Source organism: Kitasatospora sp. NPDC051914 (genome assembly GCF_040680995.1).
Classification (GTDB): Bacteria; Actinomycetota; Actinomycetes; order Streptomycetales; family Streptomycetaceae; genus Kitasatospora.
Genome location: NZ_JBFAXX010000026.1, coordinates 64,980 through 84,505 on the forward strand (window position 1 = coordinate 64,980; position 19,526 = coordinate 84,505).

Sequence of the window (19,526 nt, forward strand, 5' to 3'; positions counted from 1 at the left end):
CGAGAACGGCAACTCGCTCTACGCCCGCGACCCGCGTGCCACGACCCCGGCGTAGCAGCGAAACCGGATGCGGGTGGCGGCCGGTGCTCCTCGGCACCACTGCTCGGGTTCGCCCGCGGCGAGCGGACCGTGCTGCGTGCCGACCGGCAGCGTGTGGGGCTGTGCAGCGCGAGCGCGCCGCCCGCCCCGTCCATGCTGCCGGGTTCGGTGGTGACCGTCGGGCGGACGATCCCGACTCCACGTGGTGCATCCGGGCCGGGCCGGTGGCGGTGCGCCCCGGAGCGTTGGCGACGGCCGACGCGGAGCGAGGAGAGCCGCGGTGGCGTTGGCGATCCCGGCACGGTGCCGCTGCTTGGCCCGACCTGCTGGGCGTCAGGGGAGCGGGCTGGCCTCGGGGGCGAGCAGGGCGAGGAGCTGGTGGCGGTGGAGGGCGGCGACGGGTTCGAGCAGGTCGGGGTGGCGGAGCAGGGGAGCGGCGTCGGTGTCGCGCTGGGCGGGCAGGGTCAGGCGCCGCGGGTCGCCGGCGAGACCGGTGTGATCGGTCGCCGCGAGGGCCTGGTGGGCGCGGGAGGCGAGTGCGGGCTCCGCGAGGAGGCAGGCGGCCCAGCTGACGACGGTCTCGTCGACCCAGGTGCGCCAGTCGGCCTGTCCGGTGTCGGCGCAGTCCGCGGAGTCAGGCCCGTCGAGGTAGTTGAGGTGGGGCTGTCGCCCGGGCCGAGGAGGTGCAGGAGTTCGACGTCCAGCGCGGTGGGATAGCGCAGGGCGGCGGTGGTGGCCTGCCTCGCCCGGGCCTCGGCGGTCGCGCGGCTGAAGGCGCCGGGGCGGCGCTGCCCCGGCGGTGGCAGGCCAGTGCAGGCAGCCGGTCGGCGGGAGCGGCATGGCGCAGGTCACGGCGTGATCGGACGGGCGACGATTCGGCCCGTCCGATCACGCCGCTCGCGGCCCCCGAAGCGGGGAGCCGTCCGTGGGGCACCTGCAGGTCAGGATTTGCCGCGGCCGGTGACGAAGTCGCGGGCCCGGTCCACCAGGCCGGCGCCGGGGGCGAGGAGCTTGCTCGCGGTGGGGCTGCTGGGCGCCGCGGGGTGGGGCCGGGTCGGGGCCATGGCCTTGGCCCGCGGATCTTGTCGCCGAGGTCGTCCAGCATCTCGGCCGAACCCGGTATCCGCGCCGCAGGTGATTTGCTAGGGCACCGAGGCCCTTCAGGTCGGTGCCGTAGGGATCGTCGCGCACGCCATCACCAGAATCGACCTGGAGGACTGGGGTTCCGAGGCTGCGGTTCTCGGAGCGGGAGCCGACTCGACCGTGTCCTGGACGGCGCCGACGCCAAGCGACCCGTCCGTCAGCCGACACGGTTCCAGTCGTCCTTCTTGAAGCCCTCCTCGAGGACGGACTTGTTGAGTTGACGGACGACCGTGAACGGCTGGCCGGCGCGCTTACCGTGCATCTCGGCCTGGTCGGCCAGCGGCTGGAAGACGTCCTGCAGGTGGCCGGGGCGCCTCCGGCTCTCGTCGCGGTAGGGCCGGTGAGTAGTTGGCCCTCGGCTGGCACCCTCGTTCGCTTTTGGGCGTGCCGAATCACCTGGGCGGGTGGTCTCCACTCGCAGCCTCTGCGGCAACCGGGCCAGGCTGGCATGCATGGAAGACGCCAGCCAGCTCCTTGCCTCCACTGCCCCGGCCACCGGCTCTCCCCCGAGGTCCACGGTGCGGGTGGAGGCCGTCGTGGCGGCCGCGGCCGCCTCGGTGCTTGACCGGTACGCGACACTTCAGGTGGATGCCCGGCAGGCACAGCGGGCCGGCGCCGTGGCGCACGGCCTCCGGACGGCCGTGGCGGACGCAGGCAGCACCCCGCCGGCCGAACAGCCCTCGCCGGCAGAGGCGGCGGCCGACCGGCTGGACCGGGACCGACTCGCCGCGCGCGTGGGCGATCTGTGCGAGCCCGGGCGCCCCGCCGCCTGCCGGGTGCACGTGGAAGCGGGCCTGGTGTCCGACGCCGTGGCGTTGCTTCAGCATGCGGGTCGGGGATTCGAGGGCGAGCCGCTCGGCGCGGCCGCCCGCCGCTTGTGGGAGCACCTGTACCTGTGCCTGCCGCTCACCGCACTTGCCTGCCGACCGGAGACGGACAGTCGCTGAACCCGCGGCCTTGACCGGTTGTGACCACCTGGTCGGCCTGCGCACCGGGCCCCGGACCGCGAAGGCGGCTAACTTCGCTGCATGACGGCACAGAACACCACCGACGCCTTGGTCGGCGTGCGGGATCCGCACGAGCTCGGCCGCCTACTGGCCGCGGCCAACACCCACCCGTTCTGCACCGGGAGGTTCGGGCGCGGCGTCCTCGAAGCGCTGCGCTGGGCCCTGGGCCACCAAGTGACCGCGCCCATCACCGCGATCCCGTTGAACGGTGTTCTCCGGCCGGCACAGCTCCGGGACGAGGTGGACGCCGCCCGTACCGAACTGCTCGGCCATGAAGGCCGTACGGTCGAGCTGGACTACGCCCGCGGCGTGTACGAGGCGCTTGCCTGGGTGTGCGGTCACCGCGAGCACCCGCCCCAGACCACCGGCCGGTGAGACGGGCCTACGGTCCGACCGGACGCGCGTACTGGCCGCACACGATCGCCCGTCCCGGCGGGAGCACTCTTCCATGCCCGGGTCGGCCGACTCCGCCTGCTCAACAGCCGCTCCCGGGCGCGGTACGAAGCACCTGGCCGGAGTCGTGCAGCGGATCGTCCGGGATGCGCCGGCCGACACGCGACACGGCCGTTCTTCGGAGCCAGGGCGGCGCCGTCGTGCCTGAACGCTCCGGACTCCCCGGCGAGGTGGCGGCAGGTCAGAGGAGACGAAGCATCTGGCCGGGGAGGGGCAGATCCGGGGCCAGATCGCTGTGGTACTGCCAGAGCTCGGCCAGGGCCCGGTAACGGCCCACACGGCCCACGCGGCGGGGGCCGGGGTTCGGCTTCCCCGAGATGGCGCCACAGCACCTGGTAGAGGTGCCAGGAGACGGCGAGGACGGCGCCGGCCACCTCGCGGGCGGCGGCCTGCTGGTCTCGCGCGTCAGGGGCTCGTATCCCGGGAGACGCAGAGTGGGGCCGGGTGTAGGCCCGGCCGTCGACGAAGGAGTTCAGGTCTCGCAGCTGTTCCCGGGCCGACAGGATCGGTGCACCCGCGACCCGGCACGCCACCCGCCGGGGTCGGGCCCCTCCGCGCGGCCCGGGTCCGGCGGAGCGGCTGATCGTGTGAGAACGGGCCCGGTTCGGGTGCCGCCCGTACGCCCCGGGGGAGTGTCCGAGGGGCCTTCCTCCCACTCCGAGGGGGCCGGACACAGGGATCACGAAAGGATTCGGAATGACCACGACGGTGCGGGACATCATCACCACCAAACTGGAGCGCCAGTTCGACACCATGGACGCCAACCACGACGGCTACGTGGACTGGACGGACTACCAGAAACTCGCCGACCGCTACATCCAGGCCTACAAGCTCGACAAGAGCGACCGCCGCGCCCGCGCCATCCAGACCTTCTGCCAGATCTACTGGCTGGAGCTGCTGCGCCACTCGGGCGTCGAGGGCGACCGGCTGACGAAGGACCAGTTCGTCACGGCGAACCGCCTCGCCTGCATCGACACCAGCCGGCTGAATGTGACGGAGGGCGGCGGCCACGCGATCTTCGACGTCATCGACACCGACGGCGACAACGAGATCAGCAAGGACGAGTTCGCCCGGCTCCTGCGGGACGTGTGGAAGAGTGACGCGCCCGATGCGATGGACATGTTCATGAAGCTGGACACCGACGGCGACGGCATGATCTCGCGCCAGGAGTTCATCCGCGCGGTGCGCGAGCACTTCCTCTCCAACGACCCGGACGCCCCCGGCAGCCTGTTCTTCGGCCACATCTGAGCAACCCCGCCGCACGGCACGTCCCGAAGACCAAAGCCGCCGCTGCCCCCGGGCACCAGCCCGGGGGCAGCGGCCCGGTCTGGAAAACGACATGCGCCGACCGGGCGGCCGAGGTGGTGAACGAGGTCTCGGAGCTGCACTCCTGCCCCGCCGACCCCCGGCCGGCCATCCGTTCAGCAGCGCCCTCGAGGCCGACCGCGAGCGCACGGTGCAGGACCACTTCGGTGCCGATCGCACCCTGATCCTCGGCAGCGGCTCTTCTGGTCGGCCCCTACGAGAACGGCGGCCGGCTGCCCTGGTGGCTGGAGCGGATGGCGCGCGGCGGCCCGGTGCCGGCGCCGGGTGACCCGGAGCGGGCGCTGCAGGTGATCGACGTCCGCGACTTCGCCGCCTTCGGCGTGCACGTGGTGGGCGCCGGGCCCGCCGGCCGCTACATCACCACCGCCCCGGCCGGGAACGTCACCTTCCGGGGGTTCCTGCCGGCCAGTATCGAGGCGGTCAGCGAGCCGGCCGCTCGCCGAACTGGTCTGGGTGGCGGACGGCCCGCTGCTCGCCGAGGGGCCGGATGGCGTCCAGCCGTGGGCCGAGCTCCCGCTCCGGGCGCCCGACGACCGGAGCCGGTGGCCCGTTTGGCTCGCCGACACCGCCCGGCCGGGCGGTATCGCCCCGATGCGCCGCACGGGTACGGCCTGGTCGTCATCGATCGGATCGCCGACGACTGGGGTGCAGCCCAGACGGCACCATCAAGACGGTGTGGGCGGACCTCCCGTGCCCGAACCGACCCGGGCGCGGTGCAGCGCGCCGCACGCGCCAATCCCGGTCTGCTCTTCGACAACTGACGGCGTCGGCGTGCGGGGCGTGCGGTCGGTGGGGGCTTGTTCGTTGGAGTGGGTATGACGGGTGCTGCGGACGAGGGGCCGGTGCTGTGGGCATTGGCAGTGCGGGAGACGGACGAGGGCGGTGTGGTGGCGGAGGTGATCGTCGAGGTCGACGAGGGCCACTACGGGGCGCTGGCGGTTGACGCCTGGGAGAGCGGGTTCGTGGCGGCGGCCGGGCAGGTGCCGGTGACGACGGGGGCGGTGCAGGTGCGCGGGGGCCGCTTCGAGCGGCTGGTGCTGGTCGGCGGCCGCCAGGTGTGGGAGCCGCGTCCCGCAGTACCGGCGCCACCCACATGGTTGTCAGCCGCCGCCGAGGGCGGGGCGCTGGTGACGGTGGTGCTTCCCAGGACGTGGCCCGAAGGCCTTGCCGGACTGCCGCCCGAGCGGCGGGCGGACGCATTCGAGGAAAGCCTGGAAGACGCGCGGGAGAACGGGAGGGTGCTGCAGGGCGTGGTCGCCGTCGAGATGACGTGACCTGCTGCCCGCCGGCAACTCCTCTCTGGCCGCACGCACCAACGGCGTCGGTGGCACACGGGCGGCGCCGGGGCGGGCCCGGCGCCCTGTTCTGCCGCGGTCGGAAAGGTTTGGCGTACTGGTGTCGTGCAGAGGCGGGGTGCCCCGGTCGGCCGGTTGGGAAGGTTCGTGGTACCGGCCGCGGGCGCGGTCTGGTGCCTGAAGGTGCTCGGGTGCCGGGCCAGGGCGGACGAGGTGGTGCCCCGCCCGGGAACACTGACGTGAGCGGGACGCCGCCATTCCGCATTCCGGGTCTGCGGCCTGCCCGGGGCCGTGCCGAACCTTCCGTCGGGCAAAGGCTCGGGCCGGCCCGAATACGGGGTGGCGCGGGTCGTGGTCAGGAGAGTGGTTCGGCGTGGAGGGGGCCGCGGTGCAGCGGGGTAGGTGTGAGGAGCCGGGCCGTGCCGTGTTCGGTGATCTCCACGCGCACGCGGCCCGTCTCGTCGGTGTACACCGGATGGCCGCCAGGTCCGGTGCGGCCGGTCGCGGTGACGACGACGCTCGGCTGCGGGGCGTGGCCGCCGACCCGGCCGGGAAAGACCACCAGGTACCGGTGCACAAGCGCCATGACCGCCGTCCCTTCCTGCCGGCACCTGCCGAGGTGGACACACCGCCGACAATGCACTGACCCTACGCCGCTGGCCGGCGGGCAGGCACTGCGTCGATGCCGAGCCCGGGGCAGAGGACGATGCGAGCCCGCCAGGCGGACCCGCTCATGAGATATCAGGAATCGAGGGGAGCGAAGCCGAGGACCCATCCGAGGGCGCGGGCTGCGCCGCGGGCAAAGGCGCGTTCGTCACAGGCCAGATCCGGGTTGCGGGCGGCGCAGAGGGCGGCGCGTTCTTCGACGGCCAGGTCACTGTCGTGGAGTTCGGCGTGCCGGGTGCCGGTGAGCGGCGCGGGCCGGCCGGGGTCGAGGACCCAGTGGTGGACGGCGGCCGCGCCGCGGGCCTGCGGATGCCCGTCGCAGGCCGGGCCGGCGGCGAGCGCGGCAGCGGCACACACCTCTTCGCTGGTGCGAACACCGATGTAGTCCTGGACGGTTCCAGCGGCCACAACACACCATCCTTCGATTCCGGTCGGAGAGGCCCGGGCGTCGGCCGGGTGCTGCCCGGCGGCGACCGAAGATCCCAGGCTTACCCGTCCGCGGCCCGCGCACACCCTGGGCGCGCCGTGGACGGCGTGTCGTGTGGGCTGTTCGGCGTGCTGCCCGCCGGCCGGCGACCGGCCGACGGCGCCAGCGGGGCGGAATGCACCGGTGACGGGTCGGCGAGTTGTCTTCCGAGGAAAGACACGCAACTGGCAATGGGTGGGCTGAAGACGAGCACGAGCCGGGCGGTCCAGGCCGCGGTTGTGCGTTCGTCGGCGACCTCCACATGAACAACACGGAGTTCGAGCCCGGCCCGGTCCCGGGTCCGGGCTCGTTCCGGTCAGGCCGGCCGCCCTCGAACACGGTGTCCTCGGGAAGCTGCGCCCAGCCCACTTGACCGTCGGCCTCCAGCCACCACGACCTGGCCACGCTGTAGGCGCGCTACCGCCCGACCGTCTTCGCTGCTCCGTATTGTGGAGCGGCCCGTCGGCCGTCGCCGCGGGCTGGGCCGAGGCCGTCAGGTAGTGGTCTCGGCGTGGTGGCCGGTGCGAGTGAGCATGGCGGCCAGGAGCCGCACCGCCTGTTCGGCGTCGGCGAGTTGGTCGCCGGTGGGGAGGGTGGTGCCGAAGGCGTGGCCGTCGGGGGCGTCCAGGGCGCGCCAGTGCAGGACCGGGGTGAGTTGGCTGCTGCACTGGGCGAGGAACCAGGCGAGGTGGCCGTGGGTGCGGGCGACGGTGATCGCGAGCGCGGCGAGCGCCTCGCGTAGCCCTTCCAGGCGGTCGATCCGCGGCAGCGACTGCTGCACGTCCGTAGGGCCGACAGCCGCATCCAGGGCGACCGCGGTCTGCCGGGCCAGGGCGAGGTCGCCCGTACCTGGCTCCCACTCCAGGCGGTCCAGCTGGCGCTGGGCTTCCTGAACGACCTGCTCGACGGCCGTGAGCATGCTCATGCGGCGCAGACTACCGGTGGTCGCCCGGGGCGGTCTCGAGGTTGTGGCGTCGCGGGACTGACTCGAATTGTTCGGCAGGATGGGCCGGCAGAGGGCGTTTGCGGCGTCGGGTGGTGTGCAGAAGCTCCGGTGCCGGTGGCCGGTCGGACTGGTCCATGAGACTCGGCCGCCAGGCACCGATCCGGTATCCGCCGGTGTCTTGCGGGTGCCGGACCGGGCGGGGTGGTGTCCCGGACCGGGGACGCAGACTCGCCGGGGCGCCGCTCCAAGGTCAGGGGAGGGGTTCGGCATAGAGGGGTCCGTGGTGGAGCGGGGTAGGGGGTGAGGAGGCGGACCGTGCCGTGTTCGTTGATCTCCATCTGCATCCGGCCGCTCTGGTCGGTGTAGACGGGACGACCGGTCGGCCCGGTACGGCCGGTGGCGGTGACGACGATGCCCGTCTGCGGGGCGTGGCGGCCGGGACGGCCAGGGAGGACCACCAGGTAGCGGTGCGCGGACGCCATCACAACTGTCCCTTCTCCCGCGGCTGCACCCTAGGGGCACGCGGGCGGTGCCCCGACCCTACGCCCGGCGGAACGGGGACGAGTGCATGTGAACGGCGGTCGACAGCGCCGAAGTACGAGGTACTCCTCTGCCCGGGCTTCGGTACGGCCACTTCCGCACACTCACCCGTGTGGGGCAGCCCCGCAGCCGGGCACCGTAGGGCGTGCCCGGGCGGGACCCGGGCCGCGGCCCGGGTCCCGCCTGTCGGGTCCGGCCGTCCGGGCGATGTTGCGGTTGCGGTGCGGGCGGGGGTCGGGGTTGATGGGTGTCGGCCCTGGGGGCGCAGTCGAACGCGGGGCAGGGGCTTGGGGACCGACGACCACCCAACGGTTATGGAAGAAGGCTTGGGCATGAGCAAGGTGCAGGAGACGATCGACGTGGATGTGCCGGTCAGCACCGCGTACAACCAGTGGACGCAGTTCGAGGACTTCCCGCTGTTCATGGACGGGGTGGAGGAGATCACGCAGATCGACGACCGGCACAACCACTGGAAGACGAAGATCGCCGGGGTGAGCCGGGAGTTCGACACCGAGATCGTCGACCAGGTCCCCGACGACCACGTCAGCTGGCGTACGACCACCGGCGAGGTGAAGCAGACCGGCATGGTCTCCTTCCAGCCGATCGACGCCCACCACACCCGGGTCGTCATGTCGATGGACTTCCAGCCCGAAGGCCTGGCCGAAAAGGCCGCCGACATGATGAACATGCTCGACCGGCAGGTCAAGGGCGACCTCAAGCGCTTCAAGCACTTCATCGAGAAGCGCGGCACCGAGACCGGCTCCTACCGCGAACACCTCTGACAACCCGCGGCCGCCAGGGCAGGCGGAGTGCGGAAGGATGAGATCTACGGACGGCTGTGGTCACCAGTCCCGGTCTTCCCCATAGCCACACACGAGGCCGGGTTTGGCCTGTCGGATCGGGGTGAGACGACGGCCGGGCGGCATGGTGAGCGGCCCGCGGCGGCGTAACCCCCCTCGCCGCCGCGGGCCACGGCCCTGCAGCCATTGCGCCTTGTGGAGCGGCCCGCCCCGTGTGCTCCGCAGCAACCCCGCGGTCGGCCGACGGATCACCGGACTGCACGGTCAGGTGTCAGCCTTGGGCAACCGATCGTCGGCCGCAGGGACCTCTCCGTCCGGGAGCGCCGGTGGTGGTGTGTCTGGCGATGGCATGGTGAGGCGTTCGACGAGACGCTCCTCGAACCCGCCGAGCAGCAGCAGGATGCCGAGGAGGGCGGGGGGTATGAACAGCATGAGCACGATCATGTGAGCCTCCCGGGGGGACGGTCACGTTCGGCTCGACTCGCTGGTCGACTGGCGTTCACGCTACGGGCGCGTACGGCTTTCGGCATCTTCGCCGCCCACCGGGCCCCGGTCAGGGCCTACAGCGGGCCGTTCAACCGGTCCGGTTGCCGCTGACACCGACACAGGAATCAGGGGGCGGCACCATCGCCTTGCAGATGCCGGTGGCCACGGCGATCATTGCCTTGAACCCGGTCGCCGGCACCGTGACGGCCGTGGCGGGCCTGATCGCCGCCGTAGGGAAGAAGGAGATCGGACGGGCCACCCCTCCCACACCTGAGCAGGCCGTCGGCAGCGTCAAGGCCGACATGGCCGAGATCAAGAAGAGGGCTCACCGATGACGGACGACTCACACGACACGCCCACGCCTGAGGAACTGCGCGAGCAGGTGGAAGGCACCCGCGAGGAACCCGGCGGGACAGCCGACGAGCCGGCGGCGAAGGCCGACCTCAAGGCCCGAGCCCAGCACAGAGCGGCGCAGGTCAAAAGCCAGGTGCAGGACAAGGCCTCCCACGCCTTGCACGCGGCGCAGGACAAGACGACCGAGCCGGTGCGGGTCAAGGCCGCCCACGCCAGGGAGCAGCTGAGCGAGACCGCCCATGCGCTGGGGGAAAAGATCCCGGATCCGGTGCGCGAGCGGTCCTCCCAGGTGGCGCACGCCGGGCGTGACAACCGGGGTGCGCTCATCGCGGTCGGTGTGACCGCCGCACTCGCTGTGATCCTCTACGTCCGATGCAGGAGGAACTGAGGTATGAGGTAAGCAGGTCCCGGATACTCCGTTCCCAGGCACACCCGGTTCATCCGCATCGACCGGGCATGTCGGGGGCCGCGAGAGCAGCGTCTTGACTGCCGGTCCCGTGCACGGCCACGGCTCCGTCGTCCCGGCCTCCCCAGCGCGCCGCGGCCGGACGAGATCAGTAGTAGTGGCGGCGGCCACCAACGGCATGGCCGAGGAGGCCGGCGACCCAGAGGATGAGGCCGATGACGGCAAGGATGATGCCGATGGTCCACAGGATCGAGATCCCGGTGACGAAGCCGATGATGAGCAGGATGACGCCGATGATGATCACGGGTGCTCCCGAGTGCGGTGCGCGGTGGGTGGTGCCTGGAAAACGGTCCCGGTGAAGGTGGCGGGTGCCAGGCCGCTCGGCGGCCAGTCGGTGCCCTACCCGCCGACCTCCCTGCGCTGGCGCGTATACCGCTGAGCATCGGGGCCAAACCGCCCCCGCAGCCCGCAGTTTGCCAGCCGAACAACGACCCGCCTTCACCCGAGCCAACCAGAGCTCCCGCGGCACCGAGACGGGCCTTCAGCCGCACCACCTGACCACCGGCCAGCCATTCCCCGCCCCGCCTTTGTCGACGCCGGGTGGCGTCCCACGGCTCCGGTAGGAGGGGCCCGCCGTGGCAGTCGGTGCCCCCGCAGTGCACCCCACCGGGCCCTCGCCGTGGCCGTTCACGCCCACTCCACGCCGTGCTCGGCGAGCTGCGCGAGCTGCCCTGGCGACAGCTTGGCGCGCCGTGCCTTCTGGTTGTTCAGCCACGCACCCGGACCGACCTGGACGGTCTCGACGCTCTCCTGGCCGCCGGGGCCGGCCACCGCGACCTCCAGGGGCTCCTTGTGCGGGCGCGGCACCCGCACGCGGCCCTCCCGCTCGACGAACGTGGCGAGCGCGGCCAGGCCCTGGGCGAAGCGGTCCGCGCGGGACACCTTCGGCTTCGCCTCGGCCGCGGTCCTCGCGGCGACCAGCTCGGCGTCCGGCTCGACGCCGATCGCCGCCAGCAGGTCCTGCTGGTCCGCCTCCAGGCCCGGCCAGCCGGCCCGCTGCGCCACGACCCAGCGGCCGAGCTGCTCGCCCTCGAACACCGTCTCCTCCGGCAGCTGCGCCCAGTCGACGGCCGTCGGACTCCAGCCACCACATCCGTGCCACCGAGTAGGTGCGCTGCCAGACGATCGGCCAGGCGGGGCACCAGAACGGGTCGATCTCCTCCAGCGCGGCCCGCCGCTCCGGCGCCAGCGCCCCCAACTCGCCCGCGGGCACCTGGCCGCTGCCCTCAGCTCTGACAACCAGGTGCCGATGGCGTACCCGCCGACCGACGCCTGCGCCGGCGCCGCGGCGGACCATGACTGTCCGAATCCAGAATTTCCCCGGGCTCCTCTCCGCGTGCCAGGAAAATAGGCGCGATAAGTGATGGGTGGCGTGTGGGTTGCAGTGGTGTGCCGCCAGTTTCAGTGGCTGGGTGGTGGTCGCTGCTGGTCAGTGCCGTGTGCCGCTGAACGGTGGTGTCGTGTCCGTACTGAAGAGCAGTGGCGCAGGCTGGCGAAGTTCCGATGTCGCCTGCGACAGGGACCGCGATCCGGGCGGCGCGGATTCTACCGGCGGTCACTGAGCGGCTGCGGCGCGGCTCCGCCTGAGGTGGAACTCGACGGAACGGCACAGGCCCAGCGCGTCCTGCGGGTCGTCGGCCCGGTGGCCGAACCGGCGGATGAGCACCACCGAGTCGAGTGTGACGCCTGTGCGGGCCAGCACGAACAGCAGGGTGAGCAGGGCTGCGCGGGCGTTGCCGTCGTCGAACGGGTGGAAGAAGCAGACATCCAGGTAGGCCCGGGCCGCCCTGGCGGCCAGCGAGAGCCGGCTGTCGGCGGCCTGCGCCAGACAGGCGTCGAGGCGGGTGCGGGTGTCGGGGCCGATCCCGTAGCGCTCCTCGCCGCCCTTGGCGAAGGCGGGGTGGGCGCGCAGCAGTGGCGGCTCGGGTGTGCCCAGCACGTGCTGCTGCCAGCCGCGCAGCAGCTCGAAGTCGAGCGCGGCACCATGCACCGCGTCGGCCCGCACCAGCTCCAGTGCGGTGAGCAGGCCGGCGGCGCGGGCGGGGTCGACTGCGGCGTCGAAGGAGCGGAAGTCCTCCGCCGCGCCGTCGCGGACGGAGGTCGCCGGTCCACTGTCCTCGCCGTCCGGCCACGGCACGCTCTCGCGTACCGCGAGCCAGCGCTCCAGGTGGTCCGGGAGCTCGCCGGGGTCCGGTGACCAGTGGGTGTCCTGCGGGCGCAGTGGGCCGACGAGCCGCTCAGCGACGTCCTCCGCCAGGACGGTGTCCGGCGCGATCCAGCTCTTGAACCGGCCGCCGACCGCCTGTTGCACCAGCCGCTCAGCCAACTCGGGGGCGACACCCCAGTAGCTGAGGAACCAGCCCAGGACCTGCTGGCAGTGCCCGTACCAGCCGCTCTCAGCGCCTGTCCGGTCGGCCACCTGCAGGATCAGGTTGCGGGCGGCGCGTTCCCACAGGATCCGGTCCGCCACCAGGGTCTCCGGGTCCAGGGGGTAGGCCTCGAACCACTCCGCGAGGTGCTCCAGCCAGTCGCGCCACTCGCACAGCGCCGCCACGACTTGGTCGAGGGTCTGCTCCGGAGTGGTGATCGAGTGCGACCCGCAGCACCAGTTCTCTACCGGCCCGCCGTCAACGTCCCCCTCGCCGAGCGACCAGCGCCACCCCGCCGCCCACCGGCCGTAGCGCTCTATCAGCACGTGCGTCATGGCATCGGACCAGGGCTTGGCCACGTCCCAGGCCCAGTTGACCCTGGTCGGATCGAGGGTGGGGTCGAGTCGGGAGGGCACCCGCTGTGCCGGGCCGAGGGAGCGGACCACCTGTGCCGCCGAAGCGGGGTCGAAAGGGTGGCCGGCGGGGTCGACCTCGTCCCAGGTCAGGCCTGTGGGGTAGAGCGCATTGAACACCCGGTCAGGGTGTCACGGGGGCCAGGGGTATGAGCAACGCTATTTCCGCCAGGTCGCGGCCAGGCGGACCACCACCAGGACTCCGGCTCCCTCGGGCCGCCAGGCCCCCCGGGGGACACCCGGGAGGGCCACCCGCCCGTCGCGCTGGTCCTCACCGACGCTGGCGCCACGAGGCTGAACAACCGGGCCGCCGCGATCTGATGGTCTGCACGGGAGTGCCAGTTGCACGTCGTCCTCATCACCGAATGTCCCACCCCGACCCTGTGGGGACGGGACACCGCGACGCTGCTCACCGACGAGGACCCGGCCGTCCGCACATGCGCCGCGCTCGGCACCGCGGACCCGTCGGCCGTGCATGGGGTCGATCGCCAACCGGGATGCCTTGCTGCGTACAGCCGGGCTGCCCGCGTGTTTTCGACAGGTCGGGTCGGTTCAGGCACGGATTTCGTGAAGTCGATCGTGCTGTCGTGCGGCGGTGACGCTCTGTCATATCCGGGTGGACGCTGGCCGCGTGTGAGGACATCTTCCTGTTGCTCCCCCATCTCACGGGGATGCTGGTTGCGTGCATAGAGGTGCGGGACGGCCTTGCGGTGGTCGAGGCGTCGACGCCGGGGAGCGTCCCTCTGCCGTGCCCGGACTGCCGGATACCGTCGGTCCGGGCCCACAGCCGGTACGAACGGCATCTGGCGGACGCCCCGTGCGGCGGTCGGGGCGTCGTGATCGAACTGTCGGTACGCCGGTTGTTCTGCGACAACGACGGCTGTCCCCGGGTGACCTTCGCCGAGCAGATCGACGGGCTGACCTGCCGCTACGGTCGGCGGACGCCCGTCCTGCAGCGAATGCTCGGGGCACTGGGTGTCGTCCTGGCCGCCCGCGCCGTGGCCCGTCTGGGGCCCTACTGCTGGGCATCGCGGTCAGCCGGATGACCGTCCTGCGCCTGGTCATGGCACTGCCCGAGCCGGCCTGGACAGTCGCGCGCGTGCTCGGCATCGACGAGTTCGCCACGAGGTAAGGCCACCGGTACGGCACCATTCTGGTCGACTGCGAGACCCACCAGCCGGTCGATCTGCTGCCCGACCGCGACGCGAACAGCGTCGCCGCATGGCTGCGCGAGTACGCCGGCGTCGAGATCGTCTGCCGCGACCGCGCGCAGGTCTTCGCCGACGGCCCCCGCGCCGGCGCCCCGAACGCCCAGCACTGCGCGGACAAATGGCACGTCTGGCACAACCTAGCCGAGGCCGTCGAACGCCTCGTTTCCCGCCACCGCACCCTGCTCCGCGACCTGCTCGAATCCGGTCCCGAACCCGAGCCGCCAAGCCGTCGGCTCCGGCTGAGTCGGCCGTGGCCGATGAGGCGCTGCCCGAGCCGAACCCGACGGGGAAGTTCCTCGATCGGCTCCGCGACACCCGTGCCGCGGTCCGGGCCCAGGTCGAGCAGGGCCTGAGCCTGCGGGAGATCGCCAGACGTCTCGGGCTGGGACGCAACACGGTCCGCAAGTACGCCCGCGCGACCAGCCCGGAGGCGATGCTGCACGGCCAGTGGCAGAACCGGACCAGCAAACTCGACGCGTTCAGGCCCTACCTCGAGCAGCGGATCGCCGAGGGCTGCACGAACCTGTCCCGGCTCCACCGTGAGCTGCAAGAACGCGGGGTCCGGTGCAGCTACAGCACCCTGCGCGACTACGTCCGGCCGCTGCGACCCGACCGCCAGGCCGCGGAGCCCACGCCGCCGATCGCCCGGCCTCCCTCGCCCCGCCAGGCCACCCGATGGATCACAAGCCATCCCGACCACCTGCGCGAGGACGACCAGCAGCAGCTCAAAGCGCTGCTGGCCCGCTCATCCGAGCTCGCGGCCGCCGCAGACCACGTCCGTACCTTCGCGGCCATCATGACCAATCGCGAGGGGGATCGGCTGCCGTACTGATCGCGGATGCGTGCGCCGACGAGCAGTGCGGCCTGTCCGGCTTCGCCGCCGGGCTTCTCCCCGACCTCGGCGCCGTCGTCTACGTATGAGCACCGACTGGTCCTCCGGCCGGTCGAGGGTTGTGTCAACGACCTGAAGGCGCTCAAGCTCAGCATGTTCGGCCGGGCGAAACCGCCACTGCTGCGGAAACGGTTCCTCCTGATCGCCGCCAGCCGCCGACCACAGAATGTAACGGCCTGCTGAGCGACTTCACGAAATCCGTGCCTGAACCGTTTCACCCGTCGCCGACAGCAAGTCCGCCGTTGAGGGAGGGTGTCCATGGCGTAGCTCGGAACCGCCGGCGACGTCAAGGCCGGACGAGGCTGGCGAACGTGGGCATGGCGTCCAGGACTTCAGACGGCCGCAGCCGGGCTACGCTGCTTCCGCGCCCGCCGGATCGGGGACGCACACCTCTGTGTTCCGGCTGGCGCACCATGCTGCCGGCCCGGGAACGGTCCTGGCGTCGAGCACGTGTTCCGGACACTCCGCCGAACGGGTGAAAGGCGAGCCGGGAGGCTTGTCACCGATTTCGGGGCTCTGGATTACTTTCTGTATACAACCCGGCGGGCCGCCCATCCCTCCCCGGGGGGAAGCGCGATAGCCAGAGTTCGCTGTCCGTTGGGCGGCGTTATGTGAGGCTTGTGCGATGGGCACCCCCGTGGAGGACTTGGATCCACCTGCAGGTGCCGCGTCAGCGGTGCTGGCGGGTGCGGCGGCTCACATACGCCAGGAGACGTCATGCGAGCAATCCAAAGGTTCCGAAGCGTGCTGGCCGGTGTGGCGACCGGATGGTCCAGGGCGTGTCTGACAATGCGCGGCGGATCGGCGCCCGGTGTTGAGGTGCGTGCATCACAAGGCAGGGGGGGAAGTGCGACACGCCATGGCGACTCCCTGCCTTCGGGCCGTGGAAGGGCGACGTCGGCGCTCTGGTGCTGGGGGCTTCTGCTGGGGTGGTACGTACCGACGGTGATGGCGGGCGGTCAGCGCCCGAGCGGACCGCTGACGATGGAGAGCGTGACCGCGGCCACCGATGGCCAGGTTCCCGGTGGGATTCGTGTGCGGTGCGTCCGGCCGGGGCCGTCCGCGGAAAGCACAGGTGGCGTCGGGGGCGGATCGGCCGAGGAAGGCGTTGCGGCCGCACGGGTGAGCCTCCCGGCGGCAGCGACCGGGCAGTCGGTGGTGAGTTCCTCCGCCTCGGAGGCGGCCCAGGTCTCTCGTGTCGACTCACGTCGATCGACGGTGGTACCGGGCCCCTACGCCATGGACCAGGCCGGCGCGTCGTTCTCTGTCGTTCCGGACACCGGGCCGATGGCTGTGACTCGTACGGGGCCGCCGGCGCCCAGGACACGACGGTGATCACCACTGATGGGGCCAGCATGCAGGTGGGTGCCCTCACCTGCATCCCCGCCCGGAACCCGATCCCCGGCGATTCTGGCCCGTGCTCGACACGGCGGTCGCGGGTCCACGTAGGCCCCGTCCGGCGGGTGGCCGGGTCGCTCGGAGGGTACACCCCGACGAGCCCTGGTCGATGTTCCTCCGTAGGTCAGGGGGCACCCCGGCTCGGGCACGGTGCAGGTGACGGTGACCCCCCGGTGGCACCAGCAACAGCCCCGCCTGCACTTGCACCGCCCCACCGGCGATCTGGGCGGGTGCGGGTGACCGCCCCTCCGGGAAGGGCGTGAACATCGGCCGCCCGCAACCGCGTCCGACCAACAGTGAGCTCCGACAGCCGGTCTGCTGCCGGAGCTCACTGTTCTCATGCCGCCGGATCATGCCCCGCACTCTCCGGCGGCCGCTGTCCTACAGGTAGGTGTAGGAGGCGCCGTTGCTGGTGCCGGCGGCCGTGGTCACCGTGATCTGGACGGTCCCGGTTCCGGGCGGGGCGACGGCCAGGACAGCGCCGTCGCCCAACGAGGTGAAGTTCGTGGCGGGGGTGCTGTCGAACAGGACTGACGTCGCGCCAGCCAGGCCGTGGCCGACGATGAGGACGGGCAGGCCACCCGCGGCCGGGCCGACGGGCGGCACGAGCGCGAGGATGAACGGCGGGGCCGCCGGCTGGTAGGTGTAGCTGAGGCTGTTGCTGGTGCCGCTGCCGGTGACCACCGTGACCTGGACGGTCCCGGTTCCGGGCGGGGCGACGGCCGTGATGGCGCCGTCGAAGTTGACGGTGAAGCTGAGCGCGGGGGTGCTGCCGAACAGGACCGCCGTGGTTTCGGTCAGTCCCGTGCCGAGCAGGAGCACGGGCGTGCCCCCGGTCGTCGGGCCCTGCGAGGGGACGATGGCGAGGAGAATGGGCGACGACATAGGAGTCCTCTTTTCCGACTTCTGAAACGCCGGACAAGGCCGTTTTGATCAAGTTGGCGAGGCGTTTTCCTCACGGTAGGTTCGGGCGTCGCCGCGCGGCAATAGGTTATTTACTAAAGGGTGGAGCATTAGATCTTTCGAGGGGCGCACAATCTCTTCAGCGCCTCGCCCGGTGGAATCCGTGATGATTGGATGGCTTGCTCCTGGCCATTTTTGGTGAGCGCGATTCGAGTGCCCGACCGGCCGCGCGTCGACGGACTCCAGGGATCCATGCGGGAATTTTCCGAAACGCGCCTTCGGCGGGGGGCGGCGTGCGCGAGCGTCGGTCCAGGCATCGCTGTGACCTGCTGCTATGTGTGCCGAACGGAGATTCGGCGCGAGCATGCCGAAGTCTTCATATTTGTTCCGTCCGGCGATTTCAGGTTGCCCGCGATATGAATCATGGTTTGCCGGCGTGCCGCCTCCCTGCGGCCTGTTGCGGTCTGCGACGGCACGCGCCCCCCGGTTCACCTCGCGCGCCGTTTGATTCCTGGGTTAGTCACCTTCATGGCGGGTACTTGGAACGTGTGCGATCAGTACATGGCCTGACTCTTCTGAGGAATTCAGAGTGTCTTGAATTGGTGAGGTGAGTGTCACGTCCCGCCGCCTGCTCGTCTTCCTCAGCGGAGGTCCGAGTGACATTCCTGAGATTCACGAAGTGGAATCCGAGGTCATTGAAGATCGGTTGAAAATCCCTCGCGGGAACGGCTACGAGCACTTCGAGTTCACGCGGGGCTTCAAAGACGTCGGGGACGTGCTGATGCCCGTCTACCGGTGGTCGTACCGGACCGCCATAGCCGAGTAGCAGCACCCGTCACCGCCTCCCCGGCATCCGACACGGACGCCGGGCCCCAGGAACCGCACACCAACGCGACGCCGCCCCGCAGCACCCCATCCCACAACCCGAGGTGAGCAGTGATCAGCAGCCTTCCTGCACGAGTACGGAACAAGCGTCCGCCCCGCACCCCTGGGTGTGCGTCGTGAGCGGGCCCTCCGGAAGGCGCCCACGAGGCACGGACACCGTGGTCACCGGCATGGGGTTCTGCCTGCCGGGCGAAGAGCATCCGCTGTTCACCGTGGGCGAGGTCTGGGACGTGGCCTCCAACGGCCGCTCGTGCCTGAAGCACCACGGTGTCTACTACGGCTCCGTCGATCTACCGGAGACGGCGTTCGCGGAGCGCCTGCCCGAACTGCCGGGCATCTTCTCCCGGCACTACACCAACGCCCACCGCTACGGACTGGTCTCCCTCGTAGAAGCCTGCGCGGACGCCCAGCTGAGCATCCGGGACGGCGACCTCACCGACGCCGCGGTCCTGGTCGGACGCGGGGGCATCGATGCCAACATCTCCAGCTACCTCGAAGTCCTGCACGCCGACGCGCGCACCACCACCCCGCACCAGGCGATGGAGCTGTTCGTCAGGGCCCAGCAGGGACTCACCCCCTCCGACGTGGCACTGGTCCAGGGGGCGCTGTTGCGCACGACCGGCCCCTGCTTCACCGTTTCATGCGGCTGCGCCTCCTCCGCCGTCCAGATCGGCAACGCCCGCCGCATGATCGCCACCGGTGACATCGACCTCGCCGTCATCACCGGCGTCGACGTCTTCGGTGTGGACGTGATCCAGAACGTCCAACGCCTGCTGCACGGCGCCCAGCGCACCTACGACTCCATCCGAGTCGACGGCATGCCCGAGCTCCTCCCGTCCTTCGACCGAGTCATGAGGCCCTACGACCGGCGGGCCGACTGCGTGAACCACGGGGAGGGATCGGCGACCCTGGTGCTGGAGAGCCGCGACCGCGCCGAGCGCCGCGGGGCGTACATCTACGGCCAGATTCTGTCGCACGGCATGACCCGTGACGGCCTGTCCAATCCACTGGCGAGCGACGAGAGCGGTGCATCACTGGTCGCCGCCATCCGCAAGTGCCTCGGCGACCGGTGGGACATCGGCCAGGTTCCCTACATCCACGGCGGCAGCGACGGCGACGTCGTCGTGACCGCCTTCGAGACGAACGCGGTCCAGCAGCTCTACGGCGACGCCGTCGAAGGCCTCCTGATGACCTCCCAGGAAGCCTGCTTCGGCCACAACGGCGCCCCGGCGGGGGCTCTGGGCGTCGCCCTGACCCTCCTGATGCTGGAGCAGGGCGAGGTGTGCCCCACCGCGAACTGCGAGGAGCCGGCCGACAACATCCGCTTCGACCCTGTCCCCGGCGTCCACACCCGGCGCCTGGAGTTCGACTACGCACTGACCTGTAACTACCAGATCGGAGGTGTCAAGAGCGCGATCCTGCTGGGCAGTCCGGACGCCGACTGACCCCGTCCGCCGCCGACCGCGCC

At 71.2% G+C, this 19,526-nt stretch carries 23 protein-coding genes and 1 pseudogene; 13 read left to right on the forward strand and 11 right to left on the reverse strand.

Translation table 11 applies throughout. The features are described 5' to 3' along the window. Positions 1–372: 372 nt before the first annotated feature. Positions 373–891 carry a hypothetical protein gene (locus AB0M03_RS18860; RefSeq protein ID WP_363492680.1) on the reverse strand — a complete coding sequence of 173 codons (519 nt, stop codon included), beginning with the start codon at positions 889–891 and terminating at the stop codon, positions 373–375. An 89-nt stretch (positions 892–980) separates the two neighbouring features. Next, positions 981–1,153 (reverse strand): annotated as a pseudogene (locus tag AB0M03_RS18865) (hemerythrin domain-containing protein); the annotation flags it as partial. 553 nt (positions 1,154–1,706) lie between these two features. Here AB0M03_RS18865 and AB0M03_RS18870 point away from each other — a divergent pair. The 5 genes from AB0M03_RS18870 to AB0M03_RS18890 all read left to right on the forward strand — a co-directional run bounded on the left by AB0M03_RS18870 (position 1,707) and on the right by AB0M03_RS18890 (position 5,242). After that, positions 1,707–2,129 carry a hypothetical protein gene (locus AB0M03_RS18870; protein ID WP_363492681.1) on the forward strand — a complete coding sequence of 141 codons (423 nt, stop codon included), beginning with the start codon at positions 1,707–1,709 and terminating at the stop codon, positions 2,127–2,129. A gap of 81 nt (positions 2,130–2,210) precedes the next feature. Then, positions 2,211–2,564: a hypothetical protein gene (locus AB0M03_RS18875; RefSeq protein WP_363492682.1), complete on the forward strand. Its 354-nt coding sequence runs from the start codon at positions 2,211–2,213 to the stop codon at positions 2,562–2,564. A gap of 774 nt (positions 2,565–3,338) precedes the next feature. Further along, positions 3,339–3,890, forward strand: a complete 552-nt coding sequence (locus AB0M03_RS18880; protein WP_363492683.1) for an EF-hand domain-containing protein — start codon at positions 3,339–3,341, stop codon at positions 3,888–3,890. Positions 3,891–4,201: 311 nt separating this feature from the next. Further along, the gene (locus tag AB0M03_RS18885; protein ID WP_363492684.1) at positions 4,202–4,729 is read left to right on the forward strand and encodes a hypothetical protein; all 528 of its coding nucleotides are present in this window, start codon (positions 4,202–4,204) and stop codon (positions 4,727–4,729) included. Positions 4,730–4,783: 54 nt separating this feature from the next. Then, positions 4,784–5,242, forward strand: coding sequence for a hypothetical protein (locus AB0M03_RS18890; protein WP_363492685.1), 459 nt, complete (start codon positions 4,784–4,786; stop codon positions 5,240–5,242). Positions 5,243–5,618: 376 nt separating this feature from the next. On the opposite strand, the gene AB0M03_RS18895 is transcribed toward AB0M03_RS18890, so the two are convergent. From AB0M03_RS18895 to AB0M03_RS18910, 4 genes are all read right to left on the reverse strand, one after another. Continuing rightward, a complete protein-coding gene (locus tag AB0M03_RS18895) occupies positions 5,619–5,849 on the reverse strand; it encodes a DUF6296 family protein (protein ID WP_363492686.1) in 231 nt (76 codons plus the stop codon). Between the two features lie 155 nt (positions 5,850–6,004). Next, on the reverse strand, positions 6,005–6,337 hold the full coding sequence (locus tag AB0M03_RS18900; protein ID WP_363492687.1) for a hypothetical protein: 333 nt from the start codon (positions 6,335–6,337) through the stop codon (positions 6,005–6,007). 551 nt (positions 6,338–6,888) lie between these two features. Next, a complete protein-coding gene (locus AB0M03_RS18905) occupies positions 6,889–7,320 on the reverse strand; it encodes a hypothetical protein (RefSeq protein ID WP_363492688.1) in 432 nt (143 codons plus the stop codon). Beyond that, on the reverse strand, positions 7,317–7,823 hold the full coding sequence (locus AB0M03_RS18910) for a DUF6296 family protein (protein WP_363492689.1): 507 nt from the start codon (positions 7,821–7,823) through the stop codon (positions 7,317–7,319). The genes AB0M03_RS18905 and AB0M03_RS18910 overlap by 4 nt, the downstream gene beginning before the upstream one ends. Before the next feature lie 390 nt (positions 7,824–8,213). On the opposite strand from AB0M03_RS18910, the gene AB0M03_RS18915 reads away from it, so the two are divergent. Continuing rightward, positions 8,214–8,663 (forward strand): SRPBCC family protein, encoded by a 450-nt coding sequence (locus tag AB0M03_RS18915; protein WP_363492690.1) that lies wholly within the window; start codon positions 8,214–8,216, stop codon positions 8,661–8,663. A gap of 282 nt (positions 8,664–8,945) precedes the next feature. Here AB0M03_RS18915 and AB0M03_RS18920 read toward each other — a convergent pair whose 3' ends face one another. Then, entirely contained in the window at positions 8,946–9,125 is a 180-nt protein-coding gene (locus AB0M03_RS18920; RefSeq protein ID WP_363492691.1) for a hypothetical protein, read from the reverse strand. Between the two features lie 143 nt (positions 9,126–9,268). Here AB0M03_RS18920 and AB0M03_RS18925 point away from each other — a divergent pair, with 143 nt between their 5' ends. Next, positions 9,269–9,502: a phage holin family protein gene (locus AB0M03_RS18925; protein WP_363492692.1), complete on the forward strand. Its 234-nt coding sequence runs from the start codon at positions 9,269–9,271 to the stop codon at positions 9,500–9,502. After that, positions 9,499–9,909 carry a DUF3618 domain-containing protein gene (locus tag AB0M03_RS18930; protein WP_363492693.1) on the forward strand — a complete coding sequence of 137 codons (411 nt, stop codon included), beginning with the start codon at positions 9,499–9,501 and terminating at the stop codon, positions 9,907–9,909. Before AB0M03_RS18925 ends, AB0M03_RS18930 begins: the two co-directional genes overlap by 4 nt. A 166-nt stretch (positions 9,910–10,075) precedes the next feature. Here the strand turns inward: AB0M03_RS18930 and AB0M03_RS18935 are convergent, their stop codons facing one another. The 3 genes from AB0M03_RS18935 to AB0M03_RS18945 all read right to left on the reverse strand — a co-directional run bounded on the left by AB0M03_RS18935 (position 10,076) and on the right by AB0M03_RS18945 (position 12,889). Further along, positions 10,076–10,231 carry a DUF6131 family protein gene (locus tag AB0M03_RS18935; protein WP_363492694.1) on the reverse strand — a complete coding sequence of 52 codons (156 nt, stop codon included), beginning with the start codon at positions 10,229–10,231 and terminating at the stop codon, positions 10,076–10,078. Positions 10,232–10,614: 383 nt separating this feature from the next. Next, positions 10,615–11,025 carry a helicase associated domain-containing protein gene (locus tag AB0M03_RS18940; RefSeq protein ID WP_363492695.1) on the reverse strand — a complete coding sequence of 137 codons (411 nt, stop codon included), beginning with the start codon at positions 11,023–11,025 and terminating at the stop codon, positions 10,615–10,617. 517 nt (positions 11,026–11,542) lie between these two features. Continuing rightward, positions 11,543–12,889 (reverse strand): Fic family protein, encoded by a 1,347-nt coding sequence (locus AB0M03_RS18945; RefSeq protein ID WP_363492696.1) that lies wholly within the window; start codon positions 12,887–12,889, stop codon positions 11,543–11,545. Positions 12,890–13,440: 551 nt separating this feature from the next. Between AB0M03_RS18945 and AB0M03_RS18950 the strand changes: the two genes are divergently transcribed. From AB0M03_RS18950 to AB0M03_RS18960, 3 genes are all read left to right on the forward strand, one after another. Beyond that, positions 13,441–13,815, forward strand: coding sequence for a transposase family protein (locus tag AB0M03_RS18950; RefSeq protein ID WP_363492697.1), 375 nt, complete (start codon positions 13,441–13,443; stop codon positions 13,813–13,815). A 143-nt stretch (positions 13,816–13,958) separates the two neighbouring features. After that, complete coding sequence (locus AB0M03_RS18955; protein WP_363492719.1) at positions 13,959–14,333, forward strand: transposase; 375 nt, start codon at positions 13,959–13,961, stop codon at positions 14,331–14,333. Then, positions 14,231–14,812: a hypothetical protein gene (locus AB0M03_RS18960; protein WP_363492698.1), complete on the forward strand. Its 582-nt coding sequence runs from the start codon at positions 14,231–14,233 to the stop codon at positions 14,810–14,812. Before AB0M03_RS18955 ends, AB0M03_RS18960 begins: the two co-directional genes overlap by 103 nt. Positions 14,813–16,651: 1,839 nt before the next feature. On the opposite strand, the gene AB0M03_RS18965 is transcribed toward AB0M03_RS18960, so the two are convergent. Then, positions 16,652–17,155 carry an IPT/TIG domain-containing protein gene (locus tag AB0M03_RS18965; RefSeq protein WP_363492699.1) on the reverse strand — a complete coding sequence of 168 codons (504 nt, stop codon included), beginning with the start codon at positions 17,153–17,155 and terminating at the stop codon, positions 16,652–16,654. A gap of 625 nt (positions 17,156–17,780) precedes the next feature. On the opposite strand from AB0M03_RS18965, the gene AB0M03_RS18970 reads away from it, so the two are divergent. Further along, entirely contained in the window at positions 17,781–17,999 is a 219-nt protein-coding gene (locus AB0M03_RS18970; RefSeq protein ID WP_363492700.1) for a DUF5988 family protein, read from the forward strand. 229 nt (positions 18,000–18,228) lie between these two features. Next, entirely contained in the window at positions 18,229–19,503 is a 1,275-nt protein-coding gene (locus tag AB0M03_RS18975) for a beta-ketoacyl synthase N-terminal-like domain-containing protein (protein WP_363492720.1), read from the forward strand. The last annotated feature ends 23 nt before the right edge of the window (positions 19,504–19,526 follow it).